Annotated in this window: 13 protein-coding genes; 7 read left to right on the forward strand and 6 right to left on the reverse strand. The window is 69.8% G+C overall.

All coding sequences use genetic code 11. The annotated features are described in order from the left end of the window. Positions 1–7 precede the first annotated feature (7 nt). The 3 genes from ACYVIP_RS13700 to ACYVIP_RS13710 form a co-directional block, all read right to left on the reverse strand. Positions 8–913 carry a hypothetical protein gene (locus ACYVIP_RS13700; protein WP_460395944.1) on the reverse strand — a complete coding sequence of 302 codons (906 nt, stop codon included), beginning with the start codon at positions 911–913 and terminating at the stop codon, positions 8–10. Positions 914–992: 79 nt separating this feature from the next. Next, positions 993–1,400: a peptidase inhibitor family I36 protein gene (locus ACYVIP_RS13705; RefSeq protein WP_460396030.1), complete on the reverse strand. Its 408-nt coding sequence runs from the start codon at positions 1,398–1,400 to the stop codon at positions 993–995. 150 nt (positions 1,401–1,550) lie between these two features. After that, positions 1,551–3,611, reverse strand: coding sequence for a M14 family zinc carboxypeptidase (locus ACYVIP_RS13710; RefSeq protein ID WP_460395946.1), 2,061 nt, complete (start codon positions 3,609–3,611; stop codon positions 1,551–1,553). A gap of 146 nt (positions 3,612–3,757) precedes the next feature. On the opposite strand from ACYVIP_RS13710, the gene ACYVIP_RS13715 reads away from it, so the two are divergent. Then, the gene (locus ACYVIP_RS13715; RefSeq protein WP_460395948.1) at positions 3,758–4,765 is read left to right on the forward strand and encodes a DUF742 domain-containing protein; all 1,008 of its coding nucleotides are present in this window, start codon (positions 3,758–3,760) and stop codon (positions 4,763–4,765) included. 9 nt (positions 4,766–4,774) lie between these two features. On the opposite strand, the gene ACYVIP_RS13720 is transcribed toward ACYVIP_RS13715, so the two are convergent. After that, the gene (locus ACYVIP_RS13720) at positions 4,775–6,514 is read right to left on the reverse strand and encodes a discoidin domain-containing protein (protein WP_460395950.1); all 1,740 of its coding nucleotides are present in this window, start codon (positions 6,512–6,514) and stop codon (positions 4,775–4,777) included. Positions 6,515–6,808: 294 nt separating this feature from the next. Here ACYVIP_RS13720 and ACYVIP_RS13725 point away from each other — a divergent pair, with 294 nt between their 5' ends. The 3 genes from ACYVIP_RS13725 to ACYVIP_RS13735 are packed head-to-tail and all read left to right on the forward strand — an operon-like array spanning position 6,809 to position 9,299. Beyond that, positions 6,809–7,678 (forward strand): DUF1996 domain-containing protein, encoded by an 870-nt coding sequence (locus tag ACYVIP_RS13725; protein WP_460395952.1) that lies wholly within the window; start codon positions 6,809–6,811, stop codon positions 7,676–7,678. A 2-nt stretch (positions 7,679–7,680) separates the two neighbouring features. Then, positions 7,681–8,247 (forward strand): DUF305 domain-containing protein, encoded by a 567-nt coding sequence (locus ACYVIP_RS13730; protein ID WP_460395954.1) that lies wholly within the window; start codon positions 7,681–7,683, stop codon positions 8,245–8,247. A gap of 41 nt (positions 8,248–8,288) precedes the next feature. Then, on the forward strand, positions 8,289–9,299 hold the full coding sequence (locus ACYVIP_RS13735) for a LacI family DNA-binding transcriptional regulator (protein ID WP_460395956.1): 1,011 nt from the start codon (positions 8,289–8,291) through the stop codon (positions 9,297–9,299). 17 nt (positions 9,300–9,316) lie between these two features. Here the strand turns inward: ACYVIP_RS13735 and ACYVIP_RS13740 are convergent, their stop codons facing one another. Then, positions 9,317–10,135: a siderophore-interacting protein gene (locus tag ACYVIP_RS13740; protein WP_460395958.1), complete on the reverse strand. Its 819-nt coding sequence runs from the start codon at positions 10,133–10,135 to the stop codon at positions 9,317–9,319. Continuing rightward, entirely contained in the window at positions 10,135–12,402 is a 2,268-nt protein-coding gene (locus tag ACYVIP_RS13745) for an ATP-binding cassette domain-containing protein (RefSeq protein WP_460395960.1), read from the reverse strand. Before ACYVIP_RS13745 ends, ACYVIP_RS13740 begins: the two co-directional genes overlap by 1 nt. Positions 12,403–12,476: 74 nt before the next feature. On the opposite strand from ACYVIP_RS13745, the gene ACYVIP_RS13750 reads away from it, so the two are divergent. From ACYVIP_RS13750 to ACYVIP_RS13760, 3 genes are all read left to right on the forward strand, one after another. After that, a complete protein-coding gene (locus ACYVIP_RS13750; protein WP_460395962.1) occupies positions 12,477–13,313 on the forward strand; it encodes a TetR/AcrR family transcriptional regulator C-terminal domain-containing protein in 837 nt (278 codons plus the stop codon). A 218-nt stretch (positions 13,314–13,531) separates the two neighbouring features. Continuing rightward, positions 13,532–13,690 (forward strand): hypothetical protein, encoded by a 159-nt coding sequence (locus ACYVIP_RS13755; protein WP_460395964.1) that lies wholly within the window; start codon positions 13,532–13,534, stop codon positions 13,688–13,690. Then, on the forward strand, positions 13,687–14,232 hold the full coding sequence (locus tag ACYVIP_RS13760; RefSeq protein WP_460395966.1) for a hemerythrin domain-containing protein: 546 nt from the start codon (positions 13,687–13,689) through the stop codon (positions 14,230–14,232). Before ACYVIP_RS13755 ends, ACYVIP_RS13760 begins: the two co-directional genes overlap by 4 nt. Positions 14,233–14,243 lie beyond the last annotated feature (11 nt).

Genomic DNA, 14,243 nt, shown 5'->3' on the forward strand with positions numbered 1-14,243 from the left:
CCGTCGGTCACTCTTCGAACACGTTTTCCGCTGTCGTGACCGCGGCCAACCACGCGTCGGTGACTTCCAGCAGGGCCTGCTGCTCGTCGGCGGAGAGGTCGCCGACCCTGTCCTTCGTGGTGTCCAGCATGATCTGGGGAAGTCGGACCTGGTCAGCGCATTCGGCGTCGGCGACCGCAACCGCTATCTCGTGTTCGCGCAGCCGGTCGCTCGGCCCTTCGGCCTGGTAGCGAGCGGACACGGCGTCCTTCGCGTCCTCCGGTAACTGGTAGTGATGACCGCGTCGCACCATACAGCCTCGCCACTCGCGCATCGCGTCGGCGTAGGCGGGCGTCGTGCCGACCTCGTCCACGAGCCGGTTGTGCAGTGCCTCCGGCAGATGAGCGACGCGCGCCCAGGTGAGGATGCCGGGGAACAACCGGGTCCGGCCCTCGAACACGCAACCGTCTCCCGGAAAGGAGACCTCGCCGACCTCGGGCAACGCGATCGCCTTACGTTCGCGGGCGTCGCCGAGCAGCGCCCGGTTGAAATCCGCCTGGTCGGTTGGGGTGAGTTGTCGCAGATAACGGTCAGCGGGTGGCGCCGGCTTTTCTGTCTCGGCGAGCCCATAGCCGACGCGACGGCGGTCCGCCAGCCCCAGCAGACGCTCTTCGTAGGTCTGCGGCATGGGAGGCGGCTGCGCCGGGTACGCCCACCCCTTGGCGTCCATACAACGATCAACCAGAAGTTCCTCTGCCCGTTCCAGGGAATGCTGTCTCGCCGGGTACGACCCGGATCGGGTGAGCAGGTCGAGGGCGGCGCCGTGCTCCGGCAACGTGCTGGCGGCGGACGTCGGGGACGCCGTACAGCCCGCGACCATCGCCGCCATGACCGCGAATCCGGCGACCAGGCTCGAGTGCGCGCGTTTCTTCATCGTCATCACCACTTCGGGAGCAGCTGGACTGGTGCCCACCGCATTCGGGTGGGCACCAGTCAGTTCACCAACAGGCAGTTCAGCACCAGTCGTTCGAGCTCACCGCGTCGTTGTTGGCCTGGTTGAAGTAGTTCACGCCTGTGCCCCGAGGCAGGATGACTCCCAGGTCGACATAGCCGCCCGCCCGGTAGAGGTAAGCGGTGCACTGTGTGCCGTTGTTGAACGCCGAGGACGCGCAGTCGTTCCAGGTGTAGTTGCTGATCGCGCCGCACTCGGGTCGCGGGAACGCGCTCCAGTTCGCATTGTTGCCCGCGAGTTGCCCCCTTACCCCGCCGTAGTAGGCAGCCGACCAGAAACACACGAAGCCGGCATCGCAACTCTGCTGGGCGATCACCTCAGCCTGGCTTTCCGTGAGTGTCGCAGGGGTCAGTTGCGCGGCCGCCGCGGTCCCCGAACCCATCACGATTCCCGACAACACCAGCGCCATCACCACGCCCAGTACCGCTGCTACGCCTGTCGACCTACCTGTCCCGTGTCCTGTCGTGTGCCGCATGATTCCCTCTCCAGTTGTCTCGCCCAACCGTCACCGTGAGGCTGGCAGCGAGGCATCGCTGGAAAGTGGCTGAAACGTGGTCGGTCAGTCCGCGTGGGCGCGGGCCACGCGGAGCATCTCGATCAGGCCGTCGGCGTACTCCTGGGACTCGGCGTGGGCTTCGGGGAACGGGGGTTGGAAGCCGACGCCCTCCCACTGGCCGGTCGCCGGGTTCCAGCGGTCGTTGCCGATCTCGAAGTCCCACGCGTAGACGCCGAGCTCGTAGTACAGCTGGTCGGCGGAGTTGCCGGCCGCCGAGTACAGCACGTCGGCCACCGGGCCGGTGCGCGACGGCCAGGTCACCGTGCCCCGGCTCGCCGAGATCGCGCCGACGATCCGCTTGGCCGAGTCCTGGAACAGCGCCGCCTCCTCGGGCGACGGCCGCGGCAGGGTGATCCGGCCGGGCATCGCGTAGGCCCCCGGCGGCCACATGAAGTACCCGCCGTAGGAGTGCACGTTCATGCCGAACCTGATGTTCGGGTGCGCGGCGGCCAGCGCGATCACGTTGCGCGCCTCCGGCTCGGACAGCTCGTCGGTGCCGGCGTAGGTCCCGGACAGGCAGTTCGTCGCGGACGCGCCGACGTAGCCGTCGAACACCGAGCCGACGGTGTAGTTCCGGTTGACGTCCACGCCCCACGAGTCCGCGAACCTCGGGTCGCGCTGTGCGCCGGCGCAGTGGTTGGACAGGTTCTTTCGCTGGAAGTTCGCGTCGTGGAACGAGTAGTTCGCCCCGTCCGGGTTGACCACCGGCAGCACGAACACGTCCACGTCGGCCAGCAGCGCGGCGGTCTCCGCGTCGGTGGCGTGGTTGGCCAGCAGCCGCTCGGCGAACTCCATGGTCACCAGCGGCGTCGCCCACTCCCGCGCGTGCTCCTGGGAGTAGGCCAGCACCCCGACCTTCGAGCCGTCCCGGTGCGCGCCGATGCGCAGGGCCTGCACGGTCCACGGCCGGTGCGGCACCCCGGCGGGCGCGTCCAGCCCGTCGGCCATGCGCACCGGGGTGACCACCGGCATGACCCTGCCGGCCGAGCCGTCCTCGACGAACGCACCGAACAGCTGCGGGAACCGGGCGGTGATCAGCGCGGCGACCTGGTCGGTCGTGCTGATCACCGCGCCGTCGCCGCCGGTGGCCAGCGACACGGTCAGCACCCGGTCGCGCCAGGTCGCCTGTGCCGGCCGGTTGGGCGCGCCCGGGTCGACCGTGCGCACCTGCCAGCCGTTGGCGCCCTGGTCGCCGAAGCGCACCGACTCGACCACGACCGCGGCGCTCGCCGGGTCGCCGAGGTAGGCGGTGGCGGTGCGCCGGTAGCCCTGGGTGGGGTGCGGCAGGTCGATCACCTCCACCAGGTCCGGGTACTGGCGGGCGAGCCGGGCGATCCTGGCCCTGATGTCGGTCGGGGTGAGGTAGGCGTCGATGAAGTCCCGCTGGTAGCCCGCCGGCGGGGGCGGTGGGGTGGCGCCCGGCCACGGGGTCGGGATGGTCGGGCGGGTGGTGCCGCCGAGGCTGGAGGTCGCGGTCAGCGTGACCGGTTTCGCCGGCAGCGGCTGGGGCTCGGTGACGTGGTACTGGTACTCGCCCGCGTCCTCGAAGCGCCGCAGCGGGAAGGCGCCGGTGGTGCCGTCCTCGGCCAGCCAGGTCACGGTGATCTCGACGTCGGGGTCGAGGACCGCGGTCGTGGCCACCCTGGTCTCGAGGAAGGTCTGGCCGCCGGTGGTCCACCAGGCCGAGGACACGACGTGCAGGGTGTCCTGGGCCGCTCGCGCGCCGCGTTCGAGGGTGGCCGCCGCGTCGCCCTCGGTCTGGATCAGCTGCCGGGGCTGGGCGCCCTCGGCGACCAGCTGGTCGAACCGCTCGCGGTCGAGCACGAGGTCGGCGAGCACCCGGCCCTCGGCGTCCCGGCCGTGCGCGGCGACGTCCGCGCCGCCGGCGATCAGCTCGGGCAACATCGTCTCGGTCGGCAGGGCGAACCGCACGAGCGCCAGCTCGCCGTCGGCGACGGTGAACCGGTCCGGCTCGGCGTTCGCCGGAAGCACGCTCGCGCCGAGGACGGCCGAGCAGAGCAGGGTGAGTGCGGCGGCGGCGTGGCCGTATCGGCGCGTGAACATGAAGCCTCCCAGGCATCCGGGGTCGACCTGGCGAATTCTTCACCATGTAGTTGAAAAGGCAAGTGTTTCTCCAACCGTCGCTGTCCTTTTAGGACTCGAGCGAGGTTGTGCACGGCGATCGGGTCCGACGTTGTAAGTTGCCCTTCGTGAACGCCGCTGGCGACCTTCCGGAGTCGGGCGAGGTGTGGGACGCGGCCTGGCTCGAGTTCCACGCGGCCTGGCGGCCGAGGCTGCGCGCGTTCCTGACCTCGATCTGTGACGACAGCACCGATCTGGTCGAGGACATCCTGCGGGTGAGCCTGCTCCAGCACCGCCGGCAGTGGGCGGCGCTCGACGAGCTGGACGACCCGCACGTGGTGCTGTTCGCGATCGTGCTCGAGCAGGTGCGGGCCTTCCGCGGGCAGGCCTCGGCGACCCCGCTGCGGTCCACCGCCATCGTGCTGCACGACCTGGTCGAGTTACCGGTCGAGCACATCGCGGTGGTTCAGCGGATCAGCGCGCCGGTGGTGCGCATGCACCTGGCGCTCGGCCACCGCGACCCGGACTACTCCGGCGGGTTCACCCTCGCGCCCGAGGAGGCCCGCGAGGTCGACCACGGCGTGGAACTGCTGCACGCGGCCTACGAACAGCTGACCAGACCGCTGCCACCGGCCGCCGACGACGACCCCGAGGGCGACTACGCCCTCGGGCTGGTGTGTGAGCAGCGGGGCGATGTGCGCGGCGCCGCGCTGTGCTTCCAGCGCGCCACCGCGCACAACTTCGAGGACGCGGCCGACCGGTTCGTCGCGGTGCTGGCGCACTTGAGCCTGCCAAGCCGGGGCCGGCACGCCCGGCACGCGCTGGCCGACCCGCCACCCGCACCACCACGCACCACCGACCGCCTCGCCCTGGAGGCACTGGTCCTGACCACCGAGCAGGGCCACGCTGTCCGCGATTCCCTACCCGCCGAGCACCGCGCGCTCTGCGACCTGTGCCACCAGTCCAGTGCGGTGGCCGAGATCGCCGCCCGGCTGGGTATCCCCCTGGACCTCACCCGCGAGCTCGTCACCGCACTGGCCGCCGACGGCCTACTCGTCATCCACGCCACGCCCGGCAAGGACGGCCCGTCACACACCCTCATGGACCGCGTCCGCACCGCCCTACGCACCCCGTGACCTCCCCAGCTACCGGTACACGCGCACGTAGTCGATCATCATGTTCTGCGGCAGCACGGTTCCCGGTCCCGGCGGGCCCGGCCAGTCGCCGCCGACCGCGTTGTTCATGATGATGAAGAACGGGTGGTCGTAGACCCACGGGCCGCGGGTCCGCTCGAGGGTCTCCCTGTCCACGGTGAAGAACCGGTTGTCGTCGACGATGAACGTCATGTGGTCGGCGTCCCACTCCACCGCGAACACGTGGAACGCGTTGCTCGCGTTGGTACCCAGCTCCAGCGGCGCGCCGTGCCCGCCCGCGCCGAAGTAGGCCGGGGCGTGCAACGTCGAGTGCACCAGGGTTGGCTCGCGGCCGATGTGTTCCAGGATGTCGATCTCACCGCTGGCCGGCCACGGCACGCCGTCGAAGAAGTTCCCGCCGAGCATCCAGAACGCCGGCCACAGCCCCTGGGTGCTGGACACCCTGACCCGCGCCTCGATCCGGCCGTAGGTCGTCTCGAACTTGCCGGCGGTGTTCAGCCGGCCGGAGGTGTACTGGCAGGTCGTGCTGCCGCCGCTGTTCGGGTCCGGCGGGCACGACGAGCCGGGGGTGACCTCCCGCCTGGCCTGGATGACCAGGTTGCCCGCGCCGTCCATCCGCGCGTTGTCGTTGTTCGTGTAGTACTGCAGCTCGTTGTTCACGCCGGGGCCGGTCTCCGGGGTCCACTTCGCCGGGTCCGGGGTGGCGCCGTTGGCGCCGTTGAACTCGTCGCTCCACACCAGCCGGGTGAAGTCGGGTGCCGGGGGCGTCGGCGGGGGCGGGGTCGGCGCACCGCCGGTGCCGTAGACCTGGAACTCCCACAGCGAGTAGCCGTAGCCGTTGGACCTTTCGGTGCCGTACATCCGCACGTAGCGACCGGTGCCCGAGACCGTCAGCGTCTCCTTGAAACCGCCGCCATCGGTGGTGGTGTAGATGGTGCGCCAGTTCGCGTTGTCGTCGGAGACCTGGAGCTGGTAGTCCACCGCGTACGCGGGATCCCATTGCAGGACAACGGTGTCGATGGTCGCGGTCGCGCCGAGGTCGATGGTGATCCAGCCGGGGTCCACCCAGCCGTTGGTCGCGCTGGTCGCCCAGCGGGTGGCCGGGTCGAGGTCGGTGGCCTTGGCTGGCGTGCAGCCGCCACAGGCGCCGTCGTCCTGATAGGTCGACGCGGTCGCCGGTTTCTGGTACGACAGCAGGCCTTCCGGGCCGGGGTCGGCGCCGCCACCGGTCGTGCCGAACACCTGGAACTCCCACAGCGAGTACCCCCACTGGGTGGCCCGTGAGGTCAGGTTCAGCCGGACGTAGCGGCCGGTGCCGGTGACCGGCAACACCTGTGCGCCGCCGACACCCGCTGCCGTCGAGTACACAGTGGACCAGGTGGATCCGTTGTCGGACAACGCGACGGTGAAGGATCGGCCGAAGGCGGACTCCCAGTCGAGCCGCACCTCGTCAACGGTCGCGGTCTGGCCGAGGTCCACCTGGATCCACTGTGGATCAGCGAACTGGCTGGACCACCGGGTGCCGAGATCGCCGTCGACGGCCGCGGTCACGGGGAAGGCGGCCGACTCGGTCGACGACGCGGTGACCGGGCGGTTCTGGGAGAGCAGCGAGCCGGCGGCGACGGCCGGGCCGGCGGGCGCGAGGACCTGGACCAGGGTGACCACGAGGCCGGTGATCACACCCATCGAGAGGAACCGGCGGACACGCCGCCGGGACAGCACCGGTTTCATGCGTGCTCCTTTGCACGCCGCGGCAGCGGGCCGGCGGCGCGAGACGAGACGGGAGACGGAGAGACGGAACCGTGAGAGCGCTCTCTCCGGACAGAGAGTGCCTTTCGGACTACCTGCTGTCAAGCTCGGCGGCGCACTGGTCGTGATGGCGCAACGAACTGGGCCGAACGGCGTCTATTTGTTCCCGTGCGGAACAAAATCGTTGACCCAGAGGTGTGAGCCAGGTCATCCTCTAGTTGTGAGAGCGCTCTCTCGACGCCCTGCAAATCCTGAGAGCGAGGGAGTTTGTCTTCGATGGGGAAGAACATGACCAACTGGCGCGCCCTCACCAAGATCGGCCTGGTGTTCGTGCTCGCCGCGAGCACGGTGATCGGCGGTGGGGTCACCGGAGCGGCGAAGCGGGCCGACGCGGTGATCCCGGTGGCCGAGTTCCCGGCCGACTGTTCACTGAGCCACCGCCTGCCCGACGATCCGATCGTGGCACCCAACCTGCCGGGGGCGTCGCACTCGCACGACTTCTTCGGCAACCACGCGACCGACGCGTTCTCCGAGTACGAGGACCTGCTCGGCTCGACCGGCAACTGCAACCCGGCCTCGGACATCTCGTCGTACTGGGTGCCGACGCTCTACCGGAACAACCAACCGGTGGTGCCGACCGGAATCACCTTCTACTACCTCGGCGAAGGGGTGCAGAACCCGGCGGCCACCCAGCCGACCCCGGTCGGGCTCAAGATCGTCGCCGGCAACGCGAAGGCCACCGGCGACAACGACAGCATCGCCCGGTGGTCGTGCCTGCACGCCGGGCATGTGTCACCGTCGAAGAACTTCGTGAACTGCCCGTCCGGCACCCAGCTGGAGACCTATCTCGACTTCCCGCAGTGCTGGAACGGCACGAGCCTGGACTCGGCGAACCACCAGAGCCACATGTCCTACCCGGTCGGCGGCAACTGCCCGTCGTCGCACCCGGTGCAGGTGCCGAAGCTGCGAATGGTGCTGCGGTACCCGGTCAGCGGTGACCCGTCCGTGCTGCGGTTGGCCTCCGGCGACGGCCGAACCATGCACGGCGACTTCTTCAACGTCTGGCCGGCCGACGAGATGGAGCGCCGGGTGCGGGACTGCATCCGACCGGTGGTCAAGTGTGGTCACGACGGGCGTCCCCTGTGACGTTGTTGCGTCCGCTCGTGATCGTCCTGCTGGCCATGGGCGTGGTCGCCTGTGGCCAGCAGGTTCCACCGGCAGCACCGCCCGCGCCGACGGTCTCCGCGCCGCCGCCGGCCTCGGCCACGCCGGCCGGCGGTTTCGGCGTCACCGAGCAGGCGTTCGTCCAACTGGCGATCGCCACCGACGACCAGGCGGTGAAACTGCTCGAACTGGGCGCCACCACGGCGACCGAGCCGCTGCTGCGCGACCTCGCGAAGAACCTCACCGAGGCCAGGCGGACGGAGCTCACCGCACTGCACGCCCTGCTGACCGAGGCGTCGGTGCAGTACCAGAACCTCCACGCCGGACACGACATGCCGGGCATGCCGACCGAGGACGAGCTGAGCACACTGCGCGCGTCACCGGCGTTCGACACCGAGTTCGCCCGGCTGGCCAGGGCGCACCTGACCGAGTCGAGAACGGTCGCACACTCGGCCGCCGAGAACGTCACCCATGCCGGGACGAAGTCGGTCGCCGCCACCATGGTCGCCGATCGGGACGCCGAACTGGCCACGCTGGACGGCCTTGGCTGAACGGGACCGGCGCGGCAGTCGGCCGCAGGTATAAAGAAGCGGTGTCCGACCCGCGCAGTCCCTCGACGAAACGCGTCACCCTCGAGGAGGTGGCGAAGGTGGCCGGGGTGTCGCGGGCGACGGCCTCGCGCGTGGTGAACGGCGTGGCGACCGTGGACGCGACGATCCGGGCGGCGGTGCAACGCGCGATCGCGGCGACCGGGTACGTGCCGAACCTGGCCGCGCGCTCGCTGGTGACCCGGCGCGCGGACGCGATCGCGCTGGTGCTGCCCGAGGAGTCCCGCCTGGTCGGCGACCCGTTCTTCGAGACGGTGATCCGCGGGGTGATGACCGTGATCGGGCCAAGCGGCGTGCACCTGGTGCTGATGACGATGGACACCAACACCCGCGAGCAGGTGGTGAGCGATCTGCGGCGGGGCAGGCTGGACGGGGTGATCCTGATCCACACCGACCGCGAGGATCCGTTGCCCCGGCAGCTGATCGAGGCCAACCACCCGGTGGTGGTGTCGTCCAGGCCGATCATCCCGTTGCCGGTGACCTATGTGGACGTCGACCAGTCCGCCGGTGCCGCGCTGGCCGCAGGGCACCTGATGTCGTTGCACCGCGACCGGATCGTGACGATCGCCGGCCCGCAGCACACCACCGCCGGCCAGGACCGGCTGACCGGTTTCCGGGACGCGCTGGGCGATGTCGAGCTGCCGTGGGTGGAGGGCGAGTTCACCAGGGAGAGCGGTGCGGTCGGGATGACACAGCTGCTGGCCGCGCATCCGGAGCTGGACGCGGTGTTCGCGGCGTCTGACCTGATGGCGCAGGGGGCGTTGGCGGTGCTGCGGGCGGCCGGCCGGTCGGTGCCGACGGAGGTCGCGGTGGTCGGGTTCGACGACAGCAGCGCGGCGCTGGCCTGCGACCCCCCGCTCACCACCGTCCGGCAACCGGTGGCGGAGATGGCCGCGGAGATGGCGCGACTGCTGCTGGCCCGGATAGCCGAGCCGGATGCCCCACCCAGCAAGGTGATCTTCCCGCCGACGTTGGTCCGCCGCGGCTCGGCCTAGGCCAGTCGACCCGCTCGTCACGATCTGGTCAGGCGTTCCTGGGCTTCCGCCAGGTCCTCGGTGGTTGGCGGGTCGTCCTGGGTCAGGGATCTGCGCCAGTAGCCGGTGAACTCGATCATGTTCTTCGGGATTCCCCGGTCCACCAGGTTTCGCCGCAGGGAACGCACCACCCCCGCCTCACCGGCCAGCCACGCCACCGATCCACTCGGCACCGGCAGCTCGGCGACCTTCGCCGGCAGCAGGTCACCGCCAGCGGCACGGTCATGACGGTGCAGCCAGTGGAACTCCACGGACGCCGGTGACGGCAGCGGCTGCTCCTCGGCCTCATCCCGCACCTCGAGCACCGCGGTCACCCGCACATCCTCGGGTAGCGCGGAAAGCAACGAGCCGATCGCCGGGATCGCCGCCTCGTCACCGACGAACAGGTACCGCGTCGCCTTCGGCAGTGTCGTGCGGTACGCCGCCGACGGGCCGTAGCGACCGAGGACCTGACCCGGCGCGGCCGTCGCCGCCCAGCGGGCGGCTGGACCACTCGCGCCATGCAGGACGAAGTCGATCTCCAGCTCGCCGCGCGCGGGATCGTGCGAGCGGACGGTGAAACTCCGCATCCACGGCCGCTCCTGCTCCGGTATCGCCAGGAAAGCCTGGTACCAACGCATGTCGTCGCCATCGGAGGGCGGGAGGCTTGGCACCCGCTGGCCCTGGCGGGGGAAGTACAGCTTCAGTTGCTGGTCCGGCCAGGTGGTCAGACCTTCCGGGGCGGCAAAGGTGATCCGGCGCATTCTCGGGGTCATGTGCTTCACCGACAACACCGCCAGCAGGCCGACCAGGTCCATCACGCCTCCACGTACGTACGAAGATGTTGCGCGGTCAGCGAATCACCGGTCGCCACCAGCTCGGCCGGGGTGCCGGTGAACACGATCCGGCCACCGTCGTGACCCGCGCCAGGGCCAAGGTCGATCAGCCAGTCGGCGTGGGCCATCACCGCCTGGTGGTGTTCGATGACGATCACCGTGTTGCCGGCGTCGATCAGGCGGTCCAGCAGGGCCAGTAACTGGTCGACGTCGGCCAGGTGCAGGCCGGTGGTCGGCTCGTCGAGAACGTAGGTTGTGCGCTTCTCCGCCATGTGGATCGCCAGTTTCAGGCGTTGGCGCTCGCCACCGGACAACGTGGTCAGTGGCTGGCCCAGCCGCAGGTAGCCAAGGCCGACGTCGGCCAGGCGGTTGAGGATCACCCTCGCCTGTCCACTCGGGAAGAACTCCCGCGCCTCGGCAACCGACATCGCGAACACCTCGGCGATGTCCTTGCCCCGCAACTTGTGCGTCAACACCGCCGAGGTGAACCGCCGGCCGGCGCACTCCTCGCACACCGACGCCACCCCGGCCATCATCGCCAGGTCCGTGTACACCAGGCCGATGCCCTTGCACTTCGGGCACGCGCCTTCGGAGTTGGCGCTGAACAACGCCGCCTTCACCCCGTTGGCCTTGGCGAACGCGGTCCTGACCGAGTCCAGCAGACCCGAGTAGGTCGCCGGGTTGCTCCGGCGCGAGCCGCGGATCGCCGACTGGTCGACCACCACCACACCCTCCGCTGTGGACAGTGAGCCGTGGATCAGCGAGCTCTTGCCGGAGCCGGCCACGCCGGTCACCACGGTGAGCACCCCGAGCGGGATGTCGACGCTCACGTTCCGCAGGTTGTGCAGGTTCGCGCCGGTGATGGACACCGCGCCGGTCGGCTTGCGCACCGTGGTCCGCAGCCTCGCCCGGTGGTCGAGGTGGCGGCCGGTGAGCGTGTCCGACGCGCGCAGGCCGGCCACGTCGCCGGTGTAGCAGATCTGACCACCGGCCGTGCCGGCGCCGGGGCCGAGATCGACCACGTGGTCGGCGATCAGGATCGTCTCCGGCTTGTGCTCGACCACGAGCACGGTGTTTCCCTTGTCCCGCAGGCGGGTCAGCAGGTCGTTCATCCTGGCGATGTCGTGCGGGTGCAGGCCGATGGTCGGCTCGTCGAATACGTAGGTGACATCCGTGAGGCTGGAACCAAGGTGGCGCACCATCTTCACCCGCTGCGCCTCGCCACCGGACAGCGTGCCGGACTCGCGGTCAAGGCTCAGGTAGCCAAGGCCGATCTCCACCAGCGAGTCGAGGGTCTCGCTCAGGGTGGCCACCAGCGGAGCGACCGACTCGTCGGTGAGCTTGCGGACGAAGTCGGCCAGGTCGCTGATCTGCATGGCCGAGCACTCGGCGATGTTGCGGCAGGCGACCCGCGACGACAACGCGGCCTCGTTGAGCCGGGCGCCATGGCACGCGCCGCACACCGTGAACGTCACGGCCCGGTCGACGAACGCGCGGATGTGCCCCTGCATCGACTCGCGGTCCTTGGACAGGTACAGGCGTTTGACCTTGACCACGAGACCCTCGTAGTTCGTGTTCAGGTCGGCGAGTTTGACCTTGGTCGGCGGCCGGTACAGGAAATCCGCCCACTCCTGCTCGGTGAAGTCGCGCAGCTTCGTGTCCGGGTCGTAGTACCCGGACTCGGCCATCCCCTTCCAGTACCACCCGCCGACGACGAAGTTCGGCACGGTGATCGCGCCCTCGTTGAGCGACAGGTCCCGGTCCACCAGCTCGTCGATGTCCACATCGGACACTCGACCGAGGCCATCGCAGGTCGGGCACATGCCCTCGGCCAGGTTGAAGCTGAACGCCCCGGACGTGCCGACGTGCGGCTCACCGAGGCGGCTCAACACGATCCGCAGCATGGTGTGCGCGTCGGTCGCGGTGCCCACTGTGGACCGCGCGTTCGCACCCATCCGCTCCTGGTCGACCACGATCGCCGCACTCAGGTTGCGCAGCGCGTCCACATCCGGGCGGCCGATGCGCGGCATGTAGGACTGCAGGAACGCGGTGTAGGTCTCGTTGATCATCCGCTGGGACTCGGCCGCGATCGTGCCGAACACCAGCGAGGACTTCCCGGAGCCGGACACGCCGGTGAACACGGTCAGCCGTCGCTTGGGGATGTCGACCGACACGTCGGCCAGGTTGTTCCCGCGAGCGCCACGGACCTCGATCAGCTCGTGACCGTCCGCTGGATGTGCGTTACCCACTGCGTTCTCCCCTTCCACGGTGTACCGTTAGGATACTTTACGCCGTAAGGAGATGTCGGTAAGGGGATGTCACCGTGGTCGTCTTCGCCGCTCAGGGTGACGCCCGTCGCTCGATGGCGCTGCTGTGGCGCGCCCCAACGCCCGACGAGGTGCGCCCGGGGCCCAAACCCGCGCTGACCGTCGACGCGATCATCGACGCGGCCGTCGCCATCGCCGACGAGGCCGGCATGGCCGCGCTGTCGATGCGCGCGGTCGGCCGGCGCCTCGGCCGCACCGGCATGGCGCTCTACACCTACGTGCCGAACAAGAGCGAGCTGATCGACCTGATGTACGACCGGGTGCACGCCGAACTCCCGGCGAGCTACCCGACCACCGCCGGCTGGCGGCCGGCCGCCGTCGACTGGGCGGGCGATCTGTGGACCTTCTACCAACGACACCCGTGGCTGCTACAGGTCTCCCAGGTGCGCCCGGTCCTCGGCCCGCACGAGTACACCGTGGTGGAGGCGATCGCGGTGATCCTGCGGGAAAGCGGCCTGCCCGCCCGGCTGCTGCTGCGCACGATCAGCACGCTGTTCCACTTCGTCCGCGGCGCCGCGCAGACCGTCGCCGACAGCCAGCTGGCCGCCGCCGCCACCGGAACCTCCAATGAGGACTGGTGGGCCGCGCGCTCCTCGGTGATGCCCGAGGTGGCCCCCGACTTCGCGCAGCGCTACCCGACCATCGTCGGCCTGGCCACCGAGGACACCTACCGCGTCCCGGACGACCAGCCCTACCTGGAGGCACAGGCCCAGGAGACCTTCCGCGTCGGCCTGGAACTCATCCTGGACGGCGTCCAGACAGCACTCGGCGGGAGCCAACCGACGGCACGCGCGGAGCCAAGCCCTACGCAACCGCACCTCAGGGGAACGTGAAGCAACCCAGCCACGAGCACGTCCCCCAAAGAACCCGCCACACCCAACGCGACCAAAACTTTGAAACGCGGGGAGGCGGACTAGCAACCCAGCCACGAGCACGTCCCCACAGAACCTGTCACCCCCAACGCAACCAAAACTATGAAGCGCGGGGAGGCGGAACAGTGTGTGGCCAGCAGCGCGTGAGGGTACTCGGGTGCCGGAAAGAGGAGGACGCCATGACTGTGCACGCTCGTCAACTCGCCCGGCAGTGTCGGGAGCGGATGGTCGCGTGTGACGAGGAGTCGCCCGACCAGCGGCAACCCGAACAGGCCACCACGGCGACACCCTCCGAGGAAACCAAGCCGATGTCCCGGGAAGAGGCCTTGCAGGCATGACTGACCTTGTCGACGCCGTACTCGCCGACCATCACACCCTGGCCCGGCTGCTCGACGACCTCGCCGCCAGCGGCGACGCGCGCAACCGCCGGGACCTGGTCGAACAGGTCATCGCCGAGCTGGCGGGGCACTGGGCGGCCGAGGAACAGGTGCTCTACCCGGCGGTGCGCCGCCTGCTGCCCGACGGCGACGCGGTCGCCGACCACGAACTGGCCGCGCACGCCAGGAACGAGCAGACGATGAAGCGGCTCCAGCAGACCGACGCCGCCACACCCTGGTTCGACGAGCTGGTGATCCGACTGGTCAGCGACGTCCGGGCGCACCTGCGCGCCGAGGAACACGACGTGCTGCCGCGACTGCATGCCGCGTCCGCGCCTGACGCGCTCACCGCGCTCGGCCGGCGGTTCGAACTGGCCAGGAAGGTCTCCCCGACCCGGCCGCACCCCGGCGCGCCGGCCACGCCGCCGGCCAACCGGGTGACCGGTCCGGGGATGGCGCTGGTGGACCGCGTGCGCGACGCGGTCAGCCGGCGAAACACCTGAGACAGCTGTGC

This window comes from Actinophytocola sediminis (genome assembly GCF_054779715.1).

Coding starts and splice junctions, on each gene's coding strand:
- ACYVIP_RS13700 (WP_460395944.1), bottom strand. CDS start 913: ATGAAGAAACGCGCGCACTCGAGCCTGGTCGCCGGATTCGCGGTCATG.
- ACYVIP_RS13705 (WP_460396030.1), bottom strand. CDS start 1,400: ATGGCGCTGGTGTTGTCGGGAATCGTGATGGGTTCGGGGACCGCGGCG.
- ACYVIP_RS13710 (WP_460395946.1), bottom strand. CDS start 3,611: ATGTTCACGCGCCGATACGGCCACGCCGCCGCCGCACTCACCCTGCTC.
- ACYVIP_RS13720 (WP_460395950.1), bottom strand. CDS start 6,514: ATGAAACCGGTGCTGTCCCGGCGGCGTGTCCGCCGGTTCCTCTCGATG.
- ACYVIP_RS13725 (WP_460395952.1), top strand. CDS start 6,809: ATGGGGAAGAACATGACCAACTGGCGCGCCCTCACCAAGATCGGCCTG.
- ACYVIP_RS13740 (WP_460395958.1), bottom strand. CDS start 10,135: ATGGACCTGGTCGGCCTGCTGGCGGTGTTGTCGGTGAAGCACATGACC.
- ACYVIP_RS13755 (WP_460395964.1), top strand. CDS start 13,532: ATGACTGTGCACGCTCGTCAACTCGCCCGGCAGTGTCGGGAGCGGATG.
- ACYVIP_RS13760 (WP_460395966.1), top strand. CDS start 13,687: ATGACTGACCTTGTCGACGCCGTACTCGCCGACCATCACACCCTGGCC.